The following is a 20950-nucleotide window of genomic DNA, read 5'->3' on the forward strand; positions in this document are numbered from 1 at the left end:
CGCGTCCCTTTCAAGTGTAGCTGCGCAAGAAGCTACAGGCGGCGCATGTTGGCCGCTTGTCGGTTATGTATCGAAACCGACACAGTGAGTTTCCTTCGCGTCGTCCATTTCTTGGAGGGCCCACGGATTCTAGGGTGTAACGCCTGCGTAAACTCACTCTTTACGCCTTCTTTACGCATCGCCCCGGGCGTCGCCCTCGTTCCTTTACGGCCTCCCTCACGACAATGCACCCCACACGCGGCCATTGCCGTACCACGGGGAAAATTCCATGAGCATTCTGGACGGGGTGTCACTGCTGTTGGCTGTGGCGCTGTTCATTTATCTACTGGTTGCGCTGTTGCGCGCGGATCGGAACTAGGAGCGGCAGGTATGCACAGTTATGACTATTTGCTGATCCTGGCGTTTCTCGTGCTGGTGCTTGCGCCGGCACCGGCATTGGGGCGGTTCTACTACAAGGTGATGGAGGGCCAGCGGACCTGGCTGACGCCGTTGTTCGGGCCGGTGGAGCGGGCCTGTTATCGGCTGTCCGGGGTGGATGCCAACAGTGAACAGAGCTGGCAGAAATATGCCCTGGCCTTGTTCGCCTTCAACCTGGCGGGGTTTGTGCTGCTCTTCGCGATCCTGCTGTTCCAACAGTACCTGCCGCTCAACCCGCAGAATCTGCCGGGCCTGGAGTGGACCCTGTCGTTCAACACCGCCATCAGCTTCATGACCAACACCAACTGGCAGAGTTACAGCGGTGAAGCCTCGCTGAGCTACCTGAGCCAGATGGTCGGCCTGACCGTGCAGAACTTCGTCAGTGCCGCCACCGGCCTGGCTGTGCTGGTCGCATTGTGCCGTGGCATCGGTCGGCGTTCGGCGGCGACCCTGGGCAACTTCTGGGTCGACATGACCCGCGCCACGCTCTACGGCCTGTTGCCGCTGTGCCTGGTGCTGGCGCTGTTCCTGGTCTGGCAGGGCGTTCCGCAGAGCTTCGCCCACTACGTCAATGCCGTGACGATGCAGGGCGTGGACCAGGTCATTCCCCTGGGACCTGCGGCCAGCCAGATCGCGATCAAGCAGTTGGGCACCAACGGCGGCGGCTTCTTCGGCGCCAACTCGGCCCACCCGTTCGAAAACCCCACCGCCCTGAGCGACCTGCTCGAACTGGTGTCGATCATCCTGATTCCGGCGGCGCTGGTGTTCACCTTCGGGCATTACGTCAAGGACCTGCGCCAGAGCCGGGCAATCATGGGCTGCATGCTGGCCCTGCTGCTGATCGGCGGCGCGGTCTCGCTGTATGCCGAGTATCAGCCGAACCCGGCGCTGCACCATCCGCTGGTGGAGCAGACCGCTCCGCTGGAAGGCAAGGAAACCCGCTTCGGCACCACCGCCAGCACGGTTTGGGCGGTGACCACCACGGCGGCGTCGAACGGTTCGGTCAACGCCATGCATGACAGCCTCAACCCACTGAGCGGGATGGTGGCACTGGTCAACATGATGGTCGGCGAGGTGATCTTCGGCGGTGTCGGCGCGGGCCTCTATGGCATGTTGCTGCATGTGCTGACCGCGGTCTTCCTTGCCGGCCTGATGATCGGCCGCACCCCGGAATACCTGGGCAAGAAGCTCCAGGCCAGGGAAGTGCAACTGCTGGTGGTGACCCTGCTGGTGATGCCGGTGGGCACCCTGGTACTGGGCGCGATTGCCGCCAGCCTGCCAGGACCTGCCGGCGCAATCAGCAACCCGGGGGCGCATGGCTTCAGCCAACTGCTGTACGCCTACACCTCGGCCAATGCCAACAACGGCTCGGCGTTCGGCGGCTTCAGCGGCAACACCGCGTTCCACAACCTGATGCTGAGCCTGAGCATGCTGCTCGGTCGCTTCGGTTACATCGTCCCGGTACTGGCCCTGGCCGGCAGCCTGGCGATGAAGAAGACCGCACCGGTCGGCCAGAACAGCTTTCCGACCCATGGCCTGCTGTTCGTCACGCTGCTGACGGTGACCATCCTGCTGGTGGGGGGCCTGACCTTCCTGCCGACGCTGGCACTGGGACCGATTGCTGAACAACTGAGCATGGGCTTCTGAGGAATCAATGATGAATATGCCTCTACCCGCAACAAAACCGGCTGTCGTCGAGCAGCCCAAGACCGCGATTTCCGCCCTGTGGCGTCCGGCCCTGGTGCAAGCCTTCGTCAAGCTCGACCCACGGCAGTTGCAGCGTGCCCCGGTGATGTTCGTGGTCGAACTGACGGCGGTCCTGACCACGCTCCTGTGCTTTGTGCCGGACTCTGCGGTTTCGACCTTTATCGCCGCCCAGATCGCCCTCTGGCTGTGGTTCACCGTGTTGTTCGCCAACTTTGCCGAGGCCCTGGCCGAAGGCCGTGGCAAGGCCCGCGCCGATAGCCTGAAGGCCGGCAGCGAAGGCCTGGTGGCTCATCGTCGCAAGGCCAACGGCAGCTTCGAGTCGGTCCCGGCCGCCAACCTGCGCAAAGGCGACGTGGTGCGCGTATCCGCCGGGGAAATGATTCCCGGCGACGGCGAGGTGATCGAAGGGATCGCCGCCGTCAACGAAGCGGCCATTACCGGCGAGTCCGCGCCGGTGATCCGTGAGTCCGGCGGCGACCGCTCGGCGGTCACCGGCAATACTCGCCTGGTGTCCGACTGGTTGATCGTGCGCATCACCGCCAACCCCGGCGAGTCGACCCTGGACCGCATGATCGCCCTGGTGGAAGGCGCCAAGCGCCAGAAGACGCCCAACGAAGTGGCGCTGGACATCCTGTTGATCGGCCTGACCCTGATCTTCCTGCTGGTGGTGGTGACCCTGCAGCCCTTCGCCCATTTCTCCGGTGGCAGCCTGCCGCTGGTGTTCCTGGTGGCGTTGCTGGTAACCCTGATCCCGACCACCATCGGCGGTCTGCTCTCGGCCATCGGTATCGCCGGGATGGACCGCCTGGTGCGCCTGAACGTGATCGCCAAATCCGGTCGCGCGGTGGAAGCGGCGGGTGACGTGCATGTGCTGTTGCTGGACAAGACCGGCACCATCACCTTCGGCAACCGTCGCTGCACGGCGGTCTATGCCACCCCTGGCGTCAGCGCCAAGGAGCTGGCCGAGGGTGCCTTGCTGGCCTCGCTCGCGGACGACACCGCCGAAGGCAAGTCGATCGTCGAGTACCTGCGCGAACTGCATCCGCAGAACGAACCGGCGGCGGCCGAACTGACCGCCGTGCCGTTCAGCGCCGAGACGCGCCTGTCGGGTGTCGACTACCAGGGCCGGGTGTATCGCAAGGGCGCGGTGGATTCGCTGTTGGCCTTTGTCGGCCAGAAGCGTAGCGATCTGTCGCCGGTGCTGTCCCGGGAGATCGACCGGATCGCCCAGAGTGGCGGTACGCCGTTGCTGGTCTGCGCCGACGGCAAGCTGCTGGGGGCCATTCATCTGAAGGACGTGGTCAAGCCGGGCATCCGTGACCGGTTCGCCGAGCTGCGCAAGCTGGGTATCCGCACCGTGATGGTGACCGGCGACAACCCGCTGACCGCGGCGGCGATCGCCGCGGAGGCGGGGGTTGACGATGTGCTGGCCGAGGCCACCCCGGAGAAGAAGCTGGCGCGCATTCGCCTGGAGCAGAACGACGGTCGTCTGGTGGCGATGTGCGGTGACGGTGCCAACGACGCCCCGGCACTGGCCCAGGCCGACGTCGGCATGGCGATGAACGACGGCACCCAGGCGGCACGCGAGGCGGCGAACATGGTCGACCTCGACAGTGACCCGACCAAGCTGCTGGATGTGGTGCAGATCGGCAAGGAATTGCTGGTGACACGAGGGGCCTTGACCACCTTCTCGATTGCCAACGACGTGGCCAAGTACTTCGCCATCCTGCCGGCGCTGTTCGCGGCGATTTATCCACAGCTGGGGGTGCTCAACATCATGCACCTGGCCAGCCCGCAGAGCGCGATCCTGTCTGCGATCGTGTTCAACGCGCTGATCATCGTGGTGTTGATCCCGCTGGCCCTGCGTGGCGTGCGGGTGCAGGCGGCGAGTGCCGTGCACCTGTTGCGGCGCAACCTGTTGATCTACGGGCTGGGTGGGATCGCGGTGCCGTTCGTGGGGATCAAGGCCATCGACATGCTGCTGACGGCGTTGCACCTGGTGTGAGGCGTTTTTCTGCAGGGGCCGGCAAGCCGGCTCCTGCAGGTTGTGTACCCCTGAATTTGAGGAATTGAACATGTCCAGTGTAGTGCGTCCGGCCTTGAGCCTGTTGGTCCTGATGAGCCTGATTACCGGCGTCGCCTATCCCCTGGTGGTCACTGGCGTGGCCCAGGTCGCGTTCCCGGAACAGGCCAATGGCAGCCTGGTGCGCGATGCCGACGGCAAGGTCCGTGGCTCGGCGCTGATTGCCCAGGATTTCACCGGTGACGCCTGGTTCCACCCGCGGCCTTCGGCGGGGGCCTTCGCCACCGTGCCCAGTTCGTCCAGCAACCTGAGCCCGAGCAACCCGGCCCTGGCCACGCGGATCTTCGACGACGCGACCAAGCAGGCGGTGCCCGGACAGGGGCCGGTGCCCTTGGCGTTGTTGACCACTTCGGCCAGCGGCCTCGATCCGCACTTGCCACCTGAGGCTATTCGCTATCAACTGGCGCGGGTTGCGCAGGCGCGCAACCTGCCGGCGGCGGATGTCGAGAGACTGGTTGAAATGCATATCGAGCAACCATTGATTGGCCCGCCGGTGGTCAATGTGCTTGCATTGAATGCGGCCTTGGCCGAAGTCTCGAAATAAACATCGTAACCTTGTAGGAGCAGAGCTTGCTCGCGAAAGCGGTGAGTCAGCCGACACTTGAGTCGGCTGTGAAATCCATTCGCGAGCAAGCTCTGCTCCTACAAGGGGCGGTGGTGTCAGCTTCATAAGTGAGAACCGACAACATGAGTGATTCCGGTCGCGCCGATGCGCTCCTAGCAGAACTGCCCCGCGAAGGTCGTGGCCGGCTCAAGGTGTTCCTTGGCGCCTCGCCCGGCGTCGGCAAGACCTACGCCATGTTGCAGGCCGCCCATACCCAACTGCGCCAGGGCGTGAAGCTCCTGGCCGGGGTGGTGGAAACCCACGGCCGCGCGGAAACCGAGGTGCTGCTCAGCGGTTTGCCGCAGCAGCCTATGGTGCGCTCCGAGTATCGCGGCGTCATGCTCGAGGAAATGGACCTCGACGGCCTGCTCAAGGCCAAGCCGAAACTGGTGCTGGTCGATGAGCTGGCCCACAGCAACGCCCCCAACAGCCGTCACGTCAAGCGCTGGCAGGACGTCCAGGAGTTGCTGGCCGCCGGCATCGACGTGTTCACCACGGTCAACGTCCAGCACCTGGAAAGCCTCAATGACCAGGTGCGCGGCATTACCGGCGTGCAGGTGCGCGAAACCCTGCCGGACTGGGTCCTGCAGGAGGCCGACGAACTGCTGCTGATCGACCTGCCTCCCCGTGAACTGCTGGAGCGCTTGCGCGACGGCAAGGTCTATGTGCCGGAGCAGGCCCGCGCCGCCATCGACGCGTTCTTCAGCCAGACCAACCTCACCGCGTTGCGCGAACTGGCCATGCAAACGGCCGCCGCCCAGGTGGACAACGATCTGGCCCTGGGTTACCGGACCCTCGGCCAGTCGGCGCCGGCCCTGCGCGGACGCTTGCTGGTGGGGGTGGACGGCGATTCCCAGGCCGAGCGCCTGGTGCGCCATGCCAGTCGGGTTGCCCAGCGCCGGCATCTACCTTGGAGCCTGGTGCATGTAGACAACGGCAGTGTCCGCGACGAGCAGTCGCGCCTGCGCCTGCAAAGCGCCCAGCAACTGGCCGAGCGCCTCGGTGGCGAAGTGGTGTTGCTGCGTGCCGGGGAAGTGGCCAAGACCCTGATTCAACACGCCGCCGAACGTCGGGCCAGCCTGGTGCTGGTGGGGCAGTCACGTCAACGCTGGCGTCGGCGCGTGTTTGGCGGAGGCCTGGCCGCGCGTTTGTTGCGCAGCTCCCACGGGCTGGAAATCAACGTGCTGGACCGCGACGAAGAACAACATGTCGCGCGGGCCCGCGCCCCGCAAACGGTGGTCTGGTTCGACTACGCGATGGCGCTGGTGGCGACGATCCTGGCCACGGCCCTGGCCTGGGGCGTGGCGAGTCTCCTGCCGTTGCCGAATATCTCCCTGGTGTTCCTCGCCGCCGTGTTGCTGGTGGCTGTGCGCAGCAGCCTGGGGCCTTCGCTGGCCTGTGCGGTGCTGTCGTTCCTGAGTTACGACTTCCTGTTCACCCCGCCGAAATTCTCCTTCGCCATCCAGCGCGAGGAGGATGTCCTGACGCTGCTGTTTTTCCTCCTGATGGCGGTGCTCACCGGTAACCTCGCTGCCCGCCAGCGGCAGCAGCTGGAGGCCCTGCGCGATACCCAGGAAGAAACCAGCGAACTGCTCGACCTGTCGCGCAAACTGACGGCGGCCACCGATCGCCAGGCGGTGATCAGCGCCGCCTCCCAGCACCTCAGTGGTTGGGAAGAGCTGCAAGTGTGCCTGCTCAACCGCGACGGCCAGGGTGGCTGGAAAGTCGAGACCGGCGGCCCGCAGACCTTCTCCGAATCCGAGCGGGCCGCCGCCGACTGGGCCTGGCAGCATGACCAGCCGGCGGGCATGGGCACCGGGACCTTGCCGTTCGGGCGTTGGTGGTGGTGGCCGTTGTCGGTGGAAGAGGGGCCGATGGCCCTGTTGGGGGTGCGCCCCAAAGACGGTCAGACCCTGAGCGGGCAGCGCCGGCGCCTGTTGACCGCCCTCAGCCAGCCGCTGGCCCAGGCGCTGGCCCGGGCCCAGTTGGCCGACGACCTCGAGGCCGCGCGCCTGCACGGCGAAACCGAACAACTGCGCAGTGCCTTGCTGGCCTCGGTGTCCCATGACCTGCGCACCCCGCTGACCTCCATGCGCGGCAGCATCGACAGCCTGTTGGCCCTGGGCGAGGCGATTCCCCCGGAAGATCGCCAGGAGCTGCTGGAAGGCACCCGTAACGAAGCCGAGCGCCTGGACCGCTATATCCAGAACCTGCTGGACATGACCCGCCTGGGCCACGGCGCGTTGAAGCTCGCCCGCGACTGGGTCGCACCGGCGGATATCATCGGCAGTGCGCTGAACCGGCTGCGGGCGGTCCTGGCGCCCTTGCAGGTCAGCACCGAGTTGCCGGCGCAGTTGCCGCTGCTGTATGTGCACGCGGCGCTGATCGAGCAGGCGCTGATCAATGTCATGGAAAACGCCGCGCGCTTCTCGCCGCCCCAGGGGCGCCTGCAACTGTGCGTCGGTATCACCGACAAGGAGCTGTTCTTTTCCGTCAGTGACGAAGGACCGGGGATTCCACTGGATGAGCGGCCCAAGATCTTCGACATGTTCTACACCGCCGCCCGCGGCGATCGTGGCGGGCAGGGTACGGGCCTGGGCCTGGCGATCTGCCAGGGCATGGTCGGCGCGCACGGCGGGCATATCGGCGTGGATGACGGCATCGACGGCCACGGCACTTGCATCAGCCTGTTCCTCCCTCTGCAGGAGCAACCGGGCATTGAAAGTGAAGCCTGATATGCTTTGGCTACCGATTGCCACGATATCAAGACCATGACCCAGACCGCGACCATCCTGGTCATCGACGACGAGCCGCAGATTCGCAAGTTCCTGCGCATCAGCCTGGTGTCCCAGGGCTACAAGGTGCTGGAAGCCGGCACCGGCGGCGAGGGCCTGGCCCATGCGGCCTTGAATAAACCGGACCTGCTGGTGCTCGACCTGGGGTTGCCGGACATGGACGGCCAGCAGGTGTTGCGCGAGTTTCGCGAATGGTCCATGGCGCCGGTGCTGGTGCTCTCGGTGCGGGCCGGCGAGGGGCAGAAGGTCGAGGCGCTGGACGGCGGGGCCAACGACTACGTGACCAAGCCATTCGGCATCCAGGAGTTCCTCGCGCGGATTCGTGCCCTGTTGCGCCAGGCGCCCAGCGGCGAGGCCCAGGAGGCGGCGTTGGACTTCGGTCCTCTGACCATCGACCTGGCTTATCGGCGGGTGCTGCTGGATGGCGCGGAGGTGGCGCTGACCCGCAAGGAGTATGCGGTACTGGCGCAGCTGGCACGGCATCCCGGGCGGGTGATCACCCAGCAGCAGTTGCTCAAGGATATCTGGGGACCGACCCATGTCGAGGACAGCCACTACCTGCGGATCGTGGTCGGGCATCTGCGCCAGAAACTGGCGGACGATCCGACTGCACCGCGGTTTATCGTGACCGAGGCGGGGGTCGGTTATCGGCTATTGGATAGCCAGGCCTAGCGGCCTTCTTCCTCGTAGCGATCCAGCGTATCGCTGGCAATCTCGCGCCCCAGGGCGATCAGTTCCGGTGCCTTGTAGAACTCGAAGAACCGGCACACCCTTTTCGGCACGTTGATCAGGATATCCGGCGGGTAGCCGGCGATCTTGTATTGCGCCAGCGAGGTCTGCATCACCTCGAAACTCTGGTTGATCAGGTCCAGCAACGAGGCCGGTCCGACGTTGTCGATGATCACCGAGCCGGTGGCGGACTTCGGCGCACCGTTGTCTTGCGCTGCGGCGGCTGCCTGCCGGACTTGCGGTTCCGGGCTGTCGAGCCAGGGATTGTCCAGCTGTGCGGCCTCTCTGGCGAGGGTCTGCTGTTCCAGGCGCAACAGCTCCTCGGCCTGTTTACGCCGGAACGGCAGGCGCGAGCCCATGGAGCTGAGCAGGTTGTTGAAGCGACTCTTGAACGCCGGCGGCCGCTGGATCACCGGCAGCTTGTACTGCTTCTGGTTGGTGGCGTTGAGGTTGACGGCGATGATCAGGTCGCTGTGGCTGGAGACCACCGGTACGATCGGCAGCGGATTGAGGATGCCGCCGTCCACCAGCATGCGGTTGCCCTGCATCACCGGGGTGAACAGGCTGGGAATCGCCGCCGAGGCGCGCATCGCCTGATGCAGGCAACCTTCCTGGAACCAGATTTCCTGCTGGTTGGTCAGGTCGGTGGCGACGGCGGTGTAGGGAATGCGCAGGTCCTCGATATTGACCTCGCCGACGATCTTGCGGATCTGCCCGAAGACTTTTTCACCACGCATGGCCCCCAGTCGAAAACTCACATCCACCAGGCGCAGCACATCCAGGTAGTCCAGGCTCTCGATCCATTGGCGATACTGGTCGAGTTTGCCGGCCGCGTAGATGCCACCGACCACCGCGCCCATGGAGCAGCCGGCGACGCAGGCGATGTCATAGCCGCGTCTCTCGATTTCCTCGATGACCCCGATATGGGCATAACCCGGGCCCCGCCCGAGCCCAACACCAGCGCGACGCGTTTTTTCATGACTCGATCCTTGAACAACCCTTTGCTAACAATGCACCTCCAGGACGGCGGCTACAATCGGGACGTGGGCTGTTTTTTTGGCCTGGGGGAGCGGATCGACTGCACTAAACTTCATCTTGATTGGTTAAGCTTGAGGCAGGCCAAGGCACTTTTTGCCCGGCGCACCGTCTTAACCTGCACGATTGTTTATTTTCCTGAGGTGTCATTGATGAAAGCCTGGATCTGTGTGCCATTGATCGCGTTGGCCTTGGCCGGTTGCGCGGGTAAATCAGCCTACCGAGAAAGCTGTGGCACACAGCTGGACGCCGCCTGGCGTGAGCTGGACCTGGCCAAGGCCGAGGGCTTTGCCGGGACTGTGAGCTACTCCAAGGCGCTGTCGCTGTTGACCGGGGCGAAGACCCAGCAGCAGTTCGAAGCCTACGAGGGCTGCACCAACAAGGCTGAGAAGGCACGCTTCTACATTCGTGAGTCCCGCGCCGGGCGTTGAGCCCCTCTGATGATTGATGGCCGAACACGGTAATATCCCCGGCTTCTTCCCCAGTTCGGATGTCTGCCCATGCGCAGTAAGCTGGAAGCCTGCCTGCAGGCCGTCAATCAGGTGGTGTTGGGCAAGGACGCACAGGTTCGCCTGGCCCTGACCTGCCTGCTGGCCGACGGTCATCTGTTGATCGAAGACCTGCCCGGCATGGGCAAGACCACCCTTGGTCACACCCTGGCCAAGGTCCTTGGCCTGGGTTTCCAGCGTATCCAGTTCACCTCCGACCTGCTGCCCAGCGATATCCTCGGTACCTCGGTGTTCGACAAGGACAGCGGGCAGTTCGTGTTCCATCCTGGACCGATCTTCGCCGAACTGGTGCTGGCCGACGAAATCAACCGGGCCACGCCCAAGAGCCAGAGCGCGTTGCTCGAGGCCATGGAGGAAGGGCAGGTGACCCTCGAGGGCGCCACCCGTCCCTTGCCGTCGCCGTTCTTCGTGATCGCCACGCAAAACCCCAGTAGCCAGGGCGGCACCTTCGCCTTGCCGGAGTCGCAGCTCGATCGCTTCCTGATGCGGGTGTCCCTCGGCTATCCGGCCCGCGCTGCGGAAAAGGCCCTGCTGCAAGGCGTGGCGCGGCGTGACCTGCTGCCAAGGTTGCAGCCGATCCTCAGCCATGCCGAGCTGTCGGCGTTGCAACAGCAGGCCAAGCAGGTGCGCACCAGCGATCCGTTGGTGGACTACGTGCTGCGTCTGGTCGGCGCGACCCGCGATCAGCCGCAATTCGCCTGGGGCCTGTCACCCCGGGCCAGCCTCGCGATCCTCGCCGCCGCCCGGGCCTGGGCCCTGTTGGCCGGGCGCGACTATGTGATCCCGGAAGATGTCCAGGCGGTCTTGCCCTCGGTGGTCGGCCATCGCCTGCGCGAGCGCGCCGACCCCGCCGGGCAGGGCGGCGGCGCCCTGGTGCAGTGGCTGCTGCGCGAGGTGCCGGCGCTTTGATCCGGCGCCTGCGCGGGTTCTGGCAAGCCTGGCTGGTACGGCGCCTGCCGCCCTCGGCGCGGGTTCAACTGACCCAGCGGCAGATCTTCATCATGCCCAATCGCGCCGGTGGCGTGTTTGCGGCCCTGCTGGCGCTGGTCCTGATGGTCGCCATCAACTACCAGAACAGCCTGGCCTACGCCCTGTGCTTCCTGCTGCTGTCGGTGTTCATCGTGGCGATCCTGCATACCTGGCGCAACCTGCAGGGGCTGGTGCTCAGCGCCGGGACCGGGCCCGCGGTGTTTGTCGGCGAGCAGGCGCGTTTTGTCGTGCGCCTGGAAAGTGCCGGGAAAGCCCATCAGTCCATTGGCCTGGGCTGGTCGAGGCAGACCGTGCACAACGTCGATGTGCCGGCCGCGGGCTTCCGTGAACTGGAGTTGAATCGACCGACCCAGGTCCGGGGCTGGCTGCACGCGCCGCGCATCGGCGTCGAGAGCAGTTTCCCGCTGGGGATCCTGCGGACCTGGAGCCGGCTCGACCTGGGCCAGAAAGTGCTGGTTTATCCACAGCCCCTGGAAGGTGAGCTGCCGACCCTGGCCAGTGCCAGCACCGATGACCCCGAGGAGGGGGCCCGTGCCCATGGCCTGGGTGTCGACGACTATCAGGGGTTGAAGACCTACCAGGCCGGCGACTCCTGGCGGCGGCTGCACTGGAAAGCCTACTCGCGGGGACAGGGCCTGTTGATCAAGGAGTTCGCCCGGCTCGATGGCCGTGAACTGTGCCTGGATTTCCTCGCCCTGGGGGGCGATGTCGAGCAACGTCTGTCGCGCCTGTGCTATTGGGTGCTGGAACTGTCCCGGCGCGAGGCGGCGTTTTCCCTGCACCTGCCCGACCGCGTGCTGGCCAGCGACAGCGGCGCGGCCCATTGCGAATCCTGCCTGCGGGCCCTGGCGCTGTTCGGGAAAAGCCCATGAGCGCCGCGCCGCCGATTTCCCGCGCCAGCCTGGTCTGGCTGCTGGTGGCCCAGACCCTGGTGATGCTGCCGTTCTGGTTTCATGTCCCGCCCTGGATGCTGGCGCTGTGGCTCGGTTGCACGGTCTGGCGGGTCCAGGTCTACCGCATGCGTGCGCGTTTTCCCGGGCGCCTGATGGAAGGGCTTCTGCTGCTGGGCACCATCACCGGCATCTGGCTCTCGCGCAGCAGCCTGATCGGGCTGGATGCCGGGGCGGTGCTGCTGGTGGCGATGTTCATCCTCAAGCTGGTGGAGACCCGCACCCGCCGCGATGCCCTGGTCCTGATTTTCCTCGGGCTGTTCTGTGTCGCGGTGGCCTACCTGTTCGAGGACAGCTTGCCCTGGGCGTTCTACAGCCTGTTGCCGGTGGGGGCGCTGCTGGCGGCCTTGATCGGTTTGCAGCAAGGGCCGGCGACCCGCCCCCTGGCGACCTTGCGACTGTCCACGACCTTGTTGTTGCAAGCCTTGCCGCTGATGCTCCTGCTGTTCCTGTTCTTTCCCCGTATCGCGCCGCTCTGGTCGTTGCCGTTGGCCGTCGACAAGGCGCAGAGCGGCCTGTCCGAGAGCATGTCGCCGGGGGATGTGGCCGAGCTTGGGCGTTCCGCGGAACTGGCCTTTCGCGCCAGCTTCGACGGCCCCCCGCCGACGCGTCGCGACCTGTACTGGCGGGCGCTGACCCTGGAGCAATTCGACGGTCGGCGCTGGAGCCAGGCGCCGGCGGTTGCCTACAGCCAGGCCCCGAAATGGCAGGCCGATGGCGAGTCCTGGCGCTACAGCATCATCCTCCAGCCCAGCGGTAAACCCTGGTTGCCGGCGCTGGATGTGGCCCGTACCGATCAGGCGGATGTGCACCAGCTGGCGGACTATCGCGTGCAGCGCCAGCGTCCGCTGCAGCAGGCGTTGCTGTATCGGGTCGAATCCTGGCCGCAGGTGGTGCGCGATCCGCAGCTCAGTGAACGGGTTCGGCGCCAGGCCCTGCAATTGCCGGCCCAGGGCGATCCGCGCAGCCGTCAGTGGGCGGTGCAGCTGCGACAACGTTATCCACAGCCCCAGGCGCTGGTGGCGGCCCTGCTCAGGCACTTTCACGACGAGCCGTATCACTACACCCTCAAGCCGCCGACCCTGGGCACCGACAGTATCGATGGCTTCCTGTTCGACAGCCGCCAGGGCTTTTGCGCGCATTACGCCGGGGCCATGACCTACGTGTTGCGGGCGGCGGGGATTCCGGCGCGGATGGTGGCCGGCTATCAGGGCGGTGAGTGGAATCCGGCGGGCGGCTTCCTCACGGTGCGTCAGTTCGATGCCCACGCCTGGGTCGAATACTGGCAGGACGGGCAGGGCTGGCGCAGTGTCGATCCGACCTACGCGGTGGCCCCGCAGCGCATCGACCAGGGGCTGGAGCAGGCCCTGGCGACTGACGAGGAGATGCTCGGGGCCTCACCCCTGTCGCCGCTGCGCTACCGCCACCTGACCTGGCTCAATGACCTGCGTCAGGGCTGGGATAATCTCAATTACGGCTGGCAGCGCTGGGTCCTCGGCTATCAGGGCGAACAGCAACTGCAACTGCTGGGGCGCTGGTTCGGTGGCCTGGCCGGTTGGGTCCTGCCGGTCGGGTTGGTGCTGATCCTGGGCTTGCTCTCGCTGCTGTTGCTGCGTCCCTGGCGGAGCCGGGTCGATCCGGCGCTGCGGTTGTTCGCGATCTTTGAAAAGCTGCTGCGCAGGCAGGGGCTGGTGCGTGAACCCGGTGAGGGCCCGCTGGCTTTCGGCGAGCGGGCGGCCTTGCAGTTGCCGCATCAGGCCGAAAATATCCGTGCATTTGTCCAGGGTTTCGTTGCCCGGCGCTATGCTGAACGAACCCCGTCGATGGATGCATTGCAACAGCCGTTGCGGTCATTGCGTCGCAGTCTTGGAAGTTCGATTTGGGAGTGAGTGTCGAATGTCTGCCCTGGTGGATGAATTGGTGGCTCAGGTCGTGAGCCTCGAAGTGCGCTTGTTGGCGTGTCATGCGCGAGTGGATGCGCTGACCGACGAGGAAGGCCTGCATGACTTGCGCACCACGGTACGGCGCCTGCGCAGCCTGTTGCGGCCCCTGCGTGGCTTGCCGGGTGTCGAACAGGTCGAGCTGGCTGCGCAGCGGGTCGGAAACCTGACCACACCGATCCGCGACCGCGAAGTGCTGGCCGCCTACCTGCACCGGCAGGGGCATCACGTGGCGGCGGCGCGGCGCACGGCGCAGTTGTCCGAGGATTATTGGGCCGTGGCGCGCAGTACGGAGTTGAAACAGCTATTCGACATGCTCGATGCCTTCCCGCGATTCCTGCGCGCTTCGCAGCATCAGGGCCTGTTGCGCAAGTTGCGCAAACGCATCGAAAAACGCCTGGACAAACAGTGGGAGGCGCTGGATGAAGCCTTGCACGATCCACTTCATGACCGTCATCGGCTGCGCCTGCTGATCAAGCGGGTGCGCTACGCCGCCGAAGCCTATCCGCAACTGAACCGGTTACCGGCGGCGGCGATCAAGGGTCTGAAGTCGGCGCAGGAGGCGCTGGGTGACTGGCACGATTGCTGGCAATGGCTGCTCCGGGCGGAACATGAAGCGGACCTGCAAGCCTGCATTACGGGATGGCGCAGGACCATGACCCTGGCCGAGAGCAGGGCCGACCGGGTGCTGGATCGGTTGAGCGAGACCTGTTTCAGCTGACGGGCGACGGCCTGTTTGGCGGCTGCTTTGGCTGGTATGGGCGCTGTGTGCCCCGGATGAGCTGGTTACTATTGCGCAGGACTTTTACCAGCCGAGGTGTGCATGCGCTTTTCAGATTTGCTCGATGCGGTTCGTCGCCAGCCGAGGGGCTTTCCATTCCCGCCGATTGGGCGCAGGGGCGGGCCACGTTCGGTGGCCTGGTGGTGGCGCTGCAATACGAGGCGATGCGCGCCCGGGTCCCGGCCGAGCGCCCGTTGCGTTCGCTGGCGGTGACCTTTGTCGGGCCGGTCGAGCCGGGGCTGGCCGTCGACTTTGAAGTGGAGGTGCTGCGCGAGGGTAAGGCGGTCAGCCAGGTGCTGGGCCGGGCCGTGCAGAACGGCCAGGTGGTGACGCTGGTGCAGGGCAGCTTCGGCGCCTCCCGGGAATCCGTGGTGAATGTGCCGGCCGAGCCGGCGCCGTCGTTCAAGCACTGGGACGAATGCCAGGAGCTGCCGCATGTCCCCGGTGTGATGCCGGAATTCATGCGTCATCTGTCAATGCGCTGGGGCGTCGGCGGCATGCCTTTTACTGGGAACAAATCCCGCGAGATGGGCGGTTGGGTGCGCTTGCGCGGGTATATCCGGCAAGAACCGTTGACCGAGGCGCACCTGCTGGCGCTGGTGGATGCGTGGCCACCGGCCTTGTTGCCGCACCTGAGCAGACCGGCGGCGGGCAGCACCCTGACCTGGACGGTGGAGTTCGTCCAGCCGTTGCTGGAGCTCGATACCCTGGACTGGTGCCAATACCGCGCGGTGATCGAGCATGCTCGCGATGGCTACGGTCATGTGGCGGCGGCGTTGTGGAGCGCGGATGGACGGCTGATTGCCTTGAGCCGGCAGACCGTTACCGTGTTCGGCTGAGGCCGGCAAGCCGGCCTTTATGGAAAACCGCTGTGCTTCAGGCTTCCAGCGCCAGGCGCTGGCCTTTGCTGCGCAGGCTGAACGCGGCCACCAGGCCCAACACGCCGACGGCGAAGTTGGTCGGGTTCTGGGCGAATGCCCCGGAACTCACCAGCAGGAAGGACAGCGCGAACAGGATCACCGCCAGCACTTGCATGCCTTCGCGAGTGCCATCGTGCGACGCTTGGGGAGCAACCCGCCATTGCCAGGCGGGGAAGTTGGGGTGACGTTGGCCCATGGTCTTGTCCTCTGTTCGGGTAGTCGGTGAACAGAGATTAAGCCGGGCCGACGGCCAGCGCGAATCAACTCTTCCTATCGATCCTATAGTTTGAGCTGGCCAATGGCCTTGCTCAGCTCTCCCGCCAGCTTGGCCAGGTCATGGCTGGTGGTGGCCGAGTCCACGGTCTGTTGCACGGTGTTCTCGGTCACGTCGCGGATGCTCACCACCGCCCGGTTCATTTCTTCCGCTACCTGGCTCTGCTGTTCAGCGGCCACGGCGATCTGGGTATTGCTTTCGCGCATCTGGGCCACCGCGCCGGTGATCTGCGCCAGGGCCTCCCCGGCTTCCTGGGCCTGTTGCACACAGTCGTCGGCCTTGAACGAGCTTTCCTGCATGAAGTCCACGGCGTCGCGGGTGCCGGCCTGCAAGGCGGAGACCATGGTGGTGATTTCGTCGGTGGAGGTCTGCACCCGCTTGGCCAGGTTGCGCACTTCATCGGCGACCACCGCAAACCCGCGGCCCATTTCCCCGGCCCGGGCCGCTTCGATGGCGGCGTTCAGCGCCAGCAGGTTGGTCTGTTCGGCGATGCTGTGGATCACGTTGACCACGCCATTGATCTTCTGGCTGTCCTCGGCCAGTTGCTGGATCATCACGGCGGTCTGCTGCACGCCGCTGGACAGCCCGGTGATGGACTGCTGGACCCGGCTGACCACCGCCTGCCCGCTGCCGGCCAGGCCGTCGGCGGTTTGCGACAGGTCACGGGTGGCACCGGCGTGCTGGGCGATGTGATAAACGGTCGCCGACATCTCGTTGATGGCCGTGGCGGCCTGGTCGGTTTCGCTCTGCTGGCCGAGCATGCCGTGGCGCACGTCGTTCATGCTCGAGGCCAGGCGCGCGGCGCCGACATCCAGTTGCGCCGCGGTGCGCGCCACCGTGCCGACGACCCGCTGGTAGCCGGCCTGCATGGCATTGAAGGCACTGGCCATTTGTCCGACTTCGTCCTTGCACGCCAGCGGGACACGGGCCGAAAGGTCACCGCTCTTCTCCACATGGAGCATCACGTCCTTGAGGGTGTTGAGCTGGCTGAGCAGGAAGCGGATCAGCAACTGCGAGGCGCCGAGCATCGCCAGCATCAGGATGAACACCGCCACCGCATAGTTGGCGAAACGCTCGGTGAACACCTGGGCCAGGCTGGGGGCATAGGCGAGTACGGCCACTTGCTGATCGCCATGGCCGAGCACTTGCGCGCCGAGCAGCGGGTTGTCGCCGAACAGCGGCATATAGTCGTAGGCGACCCAGCCGCTGGCGTCCTTCAGGCGCGGCAACATCTGGCCCTTGAGGGTAGGCGTTTCGCCGGCCTTGAACGCCAGCAGGTTGTCGGCCTCGGGCCAGGCCTTGCCTTCGGGCCAGCTGGCGAGCAGGCGGGCCTGGGCCTGGGCCGCGCCGCGCGCGGCGTCGGTGCGGGCCTGCTGTTCCAACTGCACGGCGTACAGCACCAGGAGCAGGGTGGTGACGAAAGCGACCGCGTTCACGGCCCAGAACTTGTACTTCAGCGAGATATTGCTAAGCCAGGCACCCATGGAAGGTCTTCTCTGATTGAGCGGAAACAGTTTTGGCAAGGTGCCATTATTGTGCCGCTACCCAGGAAGACGAGTGTTGATGTGCGTCAATCCCGGTTCAGTCAAGGCTCGGCAAATGGAAGAACGCCCGGGCACAAGCGGTCGTGTGGGCGGCCAGGTCTTCCTGGCTTTCGCCTCGGTGCAGGGCCACTTCGCGCAGCACTTCGCCCAGGTAGGCCGGTTCGTTGCGACCCTTCTTAGGCTTGGGCCGCAGGCTGCGCGGCAGCAGGTAGGGCGCATCGCTTTCGAGCATCAGGCGGCCGCGGGGGATCTCCCGTACCAACGGGTGCAGGTGGCTGCCACGGCGCTCGTCGCAGATCCAGCCGGTGATGCCGATATGCAGGTCCAGATCCAGGTAGCCGAACAGCGCCTTCTGTTCGCCGGTGAAACAGTGCACCACGGCGGCGGGCAGGCGGTCGCGGTAGTCACGCAGGATCTCCAGCAACCGGGTGCTGGCGTCGCGTTCGTGGAGGAACACCGGTCGCTGCAACTCCACGGCCAGGGCCAGGTGTTCCTCGAGGACTTTTTCCTGTTGTGGGCGCGGGGAGAAATCGCGGTTGAAATCCAGCCCGCACTCGCCGACCGCGCACACGTTCGGTTCCTTCAGCAGGGCTTTCAGACGAACGGCGCTGGCGGCTGTCCAGTCACTGGCCGAATGGGGGTGGATACCGGCGCTGGCGAACAGCCGCTGGCCGCTCGGATCCCGCTCCCGACAGAGTTCCAGCGCCTGTTCGCTGCCCGCGAGGCTGGTGCCGGTCACAATCAGTTGGCAGACGCCGGCGGCGTAGGCACGGTCGAGTATTTCCTGCTGTTTGCCGGCAAAACTGGGGTTGGTCAGGTTGACGCCGATATCGATGAGTTGCATGGTGCTACCTCAGGCCACAGGCCGAAAAGCATACCAGAGCTGTAGATTTATAATAAAAACCAAGAACTACAACGAGTTATGACTGTCTCTTAAAGCCGGAAGAAAACATCGGTTGGCGCGACCCTGCTGTCGTAGCCGGTCTTCCGTACTTTTCGCGTTGATAAAGACGCTCGATTTCAGTCGTCCGACTTCAGGCCAGCGTGCCAGGGACCGGGCAGTATTCTTTCCGGAGAACGGATGAAGCGACCCTCGCTGTTGCTCCTGCTGTGCCTGTCCCTGCTGCTGCCGTTGCCGGCGCTTGCGCGGCTGGCCGGGCCATTGGAAATCGTCCAGCCGGGCAAGGTCCGCGACCTGGCGGAGATTCGCAGCAGCCGTGTCCTGCGGGTGCTGGTCAACCAGAGCCGCAACAGCAGCGGCGAGGTCCAGGGCGAGGCCATCGGTATCGAATACCACCGCCTGCGCGCCTTTGAGCAGTTCCTCAACAGCCAGGCCCGCGACAATCAGGAAATCACCCTCAAGATCATTCCCAAGGCCAAGGACCAGTTGCTCGCTGCCTTGCAGCGCGGCGAGGGCGACCTGGTGGCCCCGGGGGAATTGCTCGAAGCCCAGCCGGGACATGCGGTGATCGCCAGCGATCCGATTGGCAGTACGGTGCCGTTGTTGCTGGTGGGGCTCAAGGGCGAGAAGCGCTTCAGCCGTTTCGAGCAACTGTCCGGCCGCACCCTGGCCCTGACCCCCGGCAGCGCGGCGGGCGAGGCGGTCAACCGGATCAACGAGAAACTGGCGTTGCACAAGCTGCCGCCGGTCAAGGTCGAATGGGTCGATCCGAGCCTGGCGGTGGAAGATGTGCTGGAGATGGTCCAGGGCGGGATCTTCCACCTGACCATCGTCGAGCAGCCGATTGCCGAACGTTGGGCCAGGATTATGCCCAAGCTGCGTTTCGACAAGCAGGTGCTGGTCAGCGAGCCAGGGCAACTGCACTGGTTCGTGCGCGACGATGCGTCGATGCTGCGAGCCAGCATCGACCGGTTCCTCAAGACCTACAAGGCCCCTTCGGACCAGGACAGCGCCTTTCTGCGGATCTATCGCCGTCTCTACCAGGTGCATTACCCGTTGAGCCACGCCGATCGGCAGAAGCTGGAAAAACTGCGCCCGGTGCTGCAGCGCCATGCCCAGGCCCAGGGCATCGACTGGCTGAACCTGGCGGCGCTGGCCTTCAAGGAGTCGGCCCTGGATCCCGGCGCCCGGGGGGCCAGCGGCGCGATGGGGTTGCTGCAGATCACGCCGGCGGCGGCGCAACGGGTCGGCGTCAGCAATATCCAGAATGTCGATAACAATGTGCAGGCCGGGGCCAAGTACCTGGCGATGATCCGCCGCAAGTTCTTTGCCAGCCCCAAGCTCAACGAGCGCGAGCGCATGGCCTTTGTCCTGGCGGCCTACAACATGGGCCCGGAGCGGGTCCAGGGCATGCGCGCCGAGGCCCGCCGCCGTGGCCTGAATCCCAACCAGTGGTTCTTCCAGGTCGAGCGCATCGCCATGGAGCAGGTGGGGATGAATGCCGTGAACTATGTGAACAGCGTGAACAAGTACTACCTGGCATTTGACCGGGAGCGCGACTCCCTGGAACCGAATGCGCGGAAAATTGCCTTGGGTAAGTAATCGAATAATTCGATTGTTTTGTGAGGGTTTTTGCGCTTTTTACTTATTAAAAACTGATTAATATGAGGCCCATCAACCCCCTACATTGAAAAGGATTCACCCATGAGCACCTTGATCAACCGCGTTCTGAGTACCCGCACCGGTTATGGCCTGACTGCCCTGCGCATTGTCGTCGGGATCGTCTTCGCCGCCCATGGCGCGCAGAAGCTCTTCGGTCTGTTCGGCGGTTACGGCCTGGCCGGGACGGCACAATGGATGGAGAGCATCGGCCTGGCGCCGGGCCATCTGATGGCCCTGCTGGCGGGCGGCACCGAGTTCTTCGGCGGCCTGGCCCTGATCATCGGCCTGTTGGCCCGTCCGGCCGCGCTGGGGCTGACCTTCACCTTGCTGGTGGCGATCTTCACGGTGCATATCCACAACGGCCTGTTCATGACCAACAATGGTTATGAGTTCGCCCTGGCCCTGTTGGGCGGCACGCTCGCGGTGCTGGTCGAAGGCGCGGGCAAGCTCTCGGCAGACGCGGCCATCGCCCGCTCGTAGGAGCTGGAGCCCACGCACTGAACCAAGCCCGCATTTTTGCGGGCTTTTTCGTTGTGGAGGATTCTTGACAGCCGGCTACCGGCTTCTCTAGGATTGAGACATGCGCCGATTTAAACAGCTACTTGCGGGGCGCCAGGCAGGTCGAAAGACTGCCGACAGAAGCTTGCGACAGGCTTCGAAATACCGCTAAAGCGCTGGTTCGGTGTTGCCTCACACCTGCCCGGCAGATCGTTGAGGCGGAGACACGCACTTTGAACAATCCACGCCCCGTAGTACGTCTTGCGCCGATCACGGCGAACCTGCCTTTTCGCAACCCTAAAATCCTCCTTGGCGGTAATCATCAGCCCACGCTGCTGCGCTATCTCGATGGCTGGCCGCGACGCAAGGGCCAAGCTTCGGCCTTCCTGATCCAGTTCGTCGAGGACGGCGATTCCCTGGCCCGTTTTGCCGATGACAGCTTCGACCTGGCGGTGATCCAGGCACCGGATGCCGAGCACGCCGAAGCGGTGATCCGCCAGCTCACCCGCGTTGCCCGCCAGGGTTTGATCACACGACGCTAAGGTCTGCCCCGAGACATTCGAACCAGGACTCGACAGGCTTTATCTGTGCGATTTTCAAACAGATATTGT

General features: G+C 64.8%; 17 protein-coding genes and 2 pseudogenes. 15 read left to right on the forward strand and 4 right to left on the reverse strand.

What is annotated here, in order from left to right; all coding sequences use genetic code 11:
- The first annotated feature begins 268 nt into the window (after positions 1-268).
- The 6 genes from kdpF to NUH87_RS25050 all read left to right on the forward strand — a co-directional run bounded on the left by kdpF (position 269) and on the right by NUH87_RS25050 (position 8278).
- Complete coding sequence (gene kdpF, locus NUH87_RS25025; protein ID WP_017128001.1) at positions 269-358, forward strand: K(+)-transporting ATPase subunit F; 90 nt, start codon at positions 269-271, stop codon at positions 356-358.
- 11 nt (positions 359-369) lie between these two features.
- Positions 370-2064: a potassium-transporting ATPase subunit KdpA gene (gene kdpA, locus NUH87_RS25030; RefSeq protein ID WP_338523095.1), complete on the forward strand. Its 1695-nt coding sequence runs from the start codon at positions 370-372 to the stop codon at positions 2062-2064.
- A 16-nt stretch (positions 2065-2080) separates the two neighbouring features.
- Positions 2081-4129 carry a potassium-transporting ATPase subunit KdpB gene (gene kdpB / locus NUH87_RS25035; protein ID WP_422393958.1) on the forward strand — a complete coding sequence of 683 codons (2049 nt, stop codon included), beginning with the start codon at positions 2081-2083 and terminating at the stop codon, positions 4127-4129.
- A 70-nt stretch (positions 4130-4199) separates the two neighbouring features.
- The gene (kdpC, locus tag NUH87_RS25040; protein ID WP_040065568.1) at positions 4200-4751 is read left to right on the forward strand and encodes a potassium-transporting ATPase subunit KdpC; all 552 of its coding nucleotides are present in this window, start codon (positions 4200-4202) and stop codon (positions 4749-4751) included.
- Positions 4752-4894: 143 nt separating this feature from the next.
- Positions 4895-7546, forward strand: coding sequence for a sensor histidine kinase KdpD (locus tag NUH87_RS25045; protein WP_338523097.1), 2652 nt, complete (start codon positions 4895-4897; stop codon positions 7544-7546).
- Positions 7547-7582: 36 nt separating this feature from the next.
- Entirely contained in the window at positions 7583-8278 is a 696-nt protein-coding gene (locus NUH87_RS25050) for a response regulator (protein ID WP_040065566.1), read from the forward strand.
- Here the strand turns inward: NUH87_RS25050 and NUH87_RS25055 are convergent.
- A pseudogene (locus tag NUH87_RS25055) lies at positions 8275-9314 on the reverse strand (patatin-like phospholipase family protein). The gene NUH87_RS25050 and the pseudogene NUH87_RS25055 sit on opposite strands and share 4 nt — an antisense overlap.
- A gap of 208 nt (positions 9315-9522) precedes the next feature.
- Between NUH87_RS25055 and NUH87_RS25060 the strand changes: the two are divergent.
- The 6 genes and pseudogenes from NUH87_RS25060 to NUH87_RS25085 all read left to right on the forward strand — a co-directional run bounded on the left by NUH87_RS25060 (position 9523) and on the right by NUH87_RS25085 (position 15379).
- The gene (locus NUH87_RS25060; protein ID WP_040065500.1) at positions 9523-9801 is read left to right on the forward strand and encodes a hypothetical protein; all 279 of its coding nucleotides are present in this window, start codon (positions 9523-9525) and stop codon (positions 9799-9801) included.
- Positions 9802-9870: 69 nt separating this feature from the next.
- Positions 9871-10788, forward strand: coding sequence for an AAA family ATPase (locus NUH87_RS25065; protein WP_040065499.1), 918 nt, complete (start codon positions 9871-9873; stop codon positions 10786-10788).
- Entirely contained in the window at positions 10758-11741 is a 984-nt protein-coding gene (locus NUH87_RS25070; protein WP_422393880.1) for a DUF58 domain-containing protein, read from the forward strand. The genes NUH87_RS25065 and NUH87_RS25070 overlap by 31 nt, the downstream gene beginning before the upstream one ends.
- The gene (locus NUH87_RS25075; protein WP_338523099.1) at positions 11738-13708 is read left to right on the forward strand and encodes a DUF3488 and transglutaminase-like domain-containing protein; all 1971 of its coding nucleotides are present in this window, start codon (positions 11738-11740) and stop codon (positions 13706-13708) included. The genes NUH87_RS25070 and NUH87_RS25075 overlap by 4 nt, the downstream gene beginning before the upstream one ends.
- A gap of 7 nt (positions 13709-13715) precedes the next feature.
- Entirely contained in the window at positions 13716-14480 is a 765-nt protein-coding gene (locus NUH87_RS25080; RefSeq protein WP_338523100.1) for a CHAD domain-containing protein, read from the forward strand.
- Between the two features lie 102 nt (positions 14481-14582).
- Positions 14583-15379: pseudogene (locus NUH87_RS25085) on the forward strand (acyl-CoA thioesterase).
- Between the two features lie 37 nt (positions 15380-15416).
- Here NUH87_RS25085 and NUH87_RS25090 read toward each other — a convergent pair.
- The 3 genes from NUH87_RS25090 to NUH87_RS25100 form a co-directional block, all read right to left on the reverse strand.
- On the reverse strand, positions 15417-15656 hold the full coding sequence (locus NUH87_RS25090; RefSeq protein ID WP_338523101.1) for a terminase: 240 nt from the start codon (positions 15654-15656) through the stop codon (positions 15417-15419).
- Between the two features lie 83 nt (positions 15657-15739).
- Positions 15740-17218, reverse strand: a complete 1479-nt coding sequence (locus tag NUH87_RS25095) for a methyl-accepting chemotaxis protein (protein WP_338523102.1) — start codon at positions 17216-17218, stop codon at positions 15740-15742.
- A 97-nt stretch (positions 17219-17315) separates the two neighbouring features.
- Positions 17316-18122: a TatD family hydrolase gene (locus NUH87_RS25100; protein WP_338523103.1), complete on the reverse strand. Its 807-nt coding sequence runs from the start codon at positions 18120-18122 to the stop codon at positions 17316-17318.
- 237 nt (positions 18123-18359) lie between these two features.
- Between NUH87_RS25100 and NUH87_RS25105 the strand changes: the two genes are divergently transcribed.
- The 3 genes from NUH87_RS25105 (at position 18360) to NUH87_RS25115 (ending at position 20881) form a co-directional block, all read left to right on the forward strand.
- Positions 18360-19781 carry a transglycosylase SLT domain-containing protein gene (locus tag NUH87_RS25105; protein ID WP_338523104.1) on the forward strand — a complete coding sequence of 474 codons (1422 nt, stop codon included), beginning with the start codon at positions 18360-18362 and terminating at the stop codon, positions 19779-19781.
- Between the two features lie 102 nt (positions 19782-19883).
- On the forward strand, positions 19884-20321 hold the full coding sequence (locus NUH87_RS25110) for a DoxX family protein (RefSeq protein ID WP_338523105.1): 438 nt from the start codon (positions 19884-19886) through the stop codon (positions 20319-20321).
- Positions 20322-20572: 251 nt separating this feature from the next.
- The gene (locus NUH87_RS25115; protein WP_040065482.1) at positions 20573-20881 is read left to right on the forward strand and encodes a hypothetical protein; all 309 of its coding nucleotides are present in this window, start codon (positions 20573-20575) and stop codon (positions 20879-20881) included.
- Positions 20882-20950: the final 69 nt, after the last annotated feature.

The organism is Pseudomonas batumici, assembly GCF_036585405.1.
GTDB classification, from domain to species: Bacteria; Pseudomonadota; Gammaproteobacteria; order Pseudomonadales; family Pseudomonadaceae; genus Aquipseudomonas; species Aquipseudomonas batumici.

Excerpts from the sequence above, each read along its gene's own strand:
- NUH87_RS25050 (WP_040065566.1), top strand. The coding sequence starts at position 7,583 with ATGACCCAGACCGCGACCATCCTGGTCATCGACGACGAGCCGCAGATT.
- NUH87_RS25065 (WP_040065499.1), top strand. The coding sequence starts at position 9,871 with ATGCGCAGTAAGCTGGAAGCCTGCCTGCAGGCCGTCAATCAGGTGGTG.
- NUH87_RS25095 (WP_338523102.1), bottom strand. The coding sequence starts at position 17,218 with ATGGGTGCCTGGCTTAGCAATATCTCGCTGAAGTACAAGTTCTGGGCC.
- kdpB (WP_422393958.1), top strand. The coding sequence starts at position 2,081 with ATGCCTCTACCCGCAACAAAACCGGCTGTCGTCGAGCAGCCCAAGACC.
- kdpC (WP_040065568.1), top strand. The coding sequence starts at position 4,200 with ATGTCCAGTGTAGTGCGTCCGGCCTTGAGCCTGTTGGTCCTGATGAGC.
- NUH87_RS25060 (WP_040065500.1), top strand. The coding sequence starts at position 9,523 with ATGAAAGCCTGGATCTGTGTGCCATTGATCGCGTTGGCCTTGGCCGGT.
- kdpA (WP_338523095.1), top strand. The coding sequence starts at position 370 with ATGCACAGTTATGACTATTTGCTGATCCTGGCGTTTCTCGTGCTGGTG.
- NUH87_RS25045 (WP_338523097.1), top strand. The coding sequence starts at position 4,895 with ATGAGTGATTCCGGTCGCGCCGATGCGCTCCTAGCAGAACTGCCCCGC.
- NUH87_RS25080 (WP_338523100.1), top strand. The coding sequence starts at position 13,716 with ATGTCTGCCCTGGTGGATGAATTGGTGGCTCAGGTCGTGAGCCTCGAA.
- NUH87_RS25090 (WP_338523101.1), bottom strand. The coding sequence starts at position 15,656 with ATGGGCCAACGTCACCCCAACTTCCCCGCCTGGCAATGGCGGGTTGCT.
- NUH87_RS25105 (WP_338523104.1), top strand. The coding sequence starts at position 18,360 with ATGAAGCGACCCTCGCTGTTGCTCCTGCTGTGCCTGTCCCTGCTGCTG.
- NUH87_RS25075 (WP_338523099.1), top strand. The coding sequence starts at position 11,738 with ATGAGCGCCGCGCCGCCGATTTCCCGCGCCAGCCTGGTCTGGCTGCTG.
- kdpF (WP_017128001.1), top strand. The coding sequence starts at position 269 with ATGAGCATTCTGGACGGGGTGTCACTGCTGTTGGCTGTGGCGCTGTTC.
- NUH87_RS25100 (WP_338523103.1), bottom strand. The coding sequence starts at position 18,122 with ATGCAACTCATCGATATCGGCGTCAACCTGACCAACCCCAGTTTTGCC.
- NUH87_RS25110 (WP_338523105.1), top strand. The coding sequence starts at position 19,884 with ATGAGCACCTTGATCAACCGCGTTCTGAGTACCCGCACCGGTTATGGC.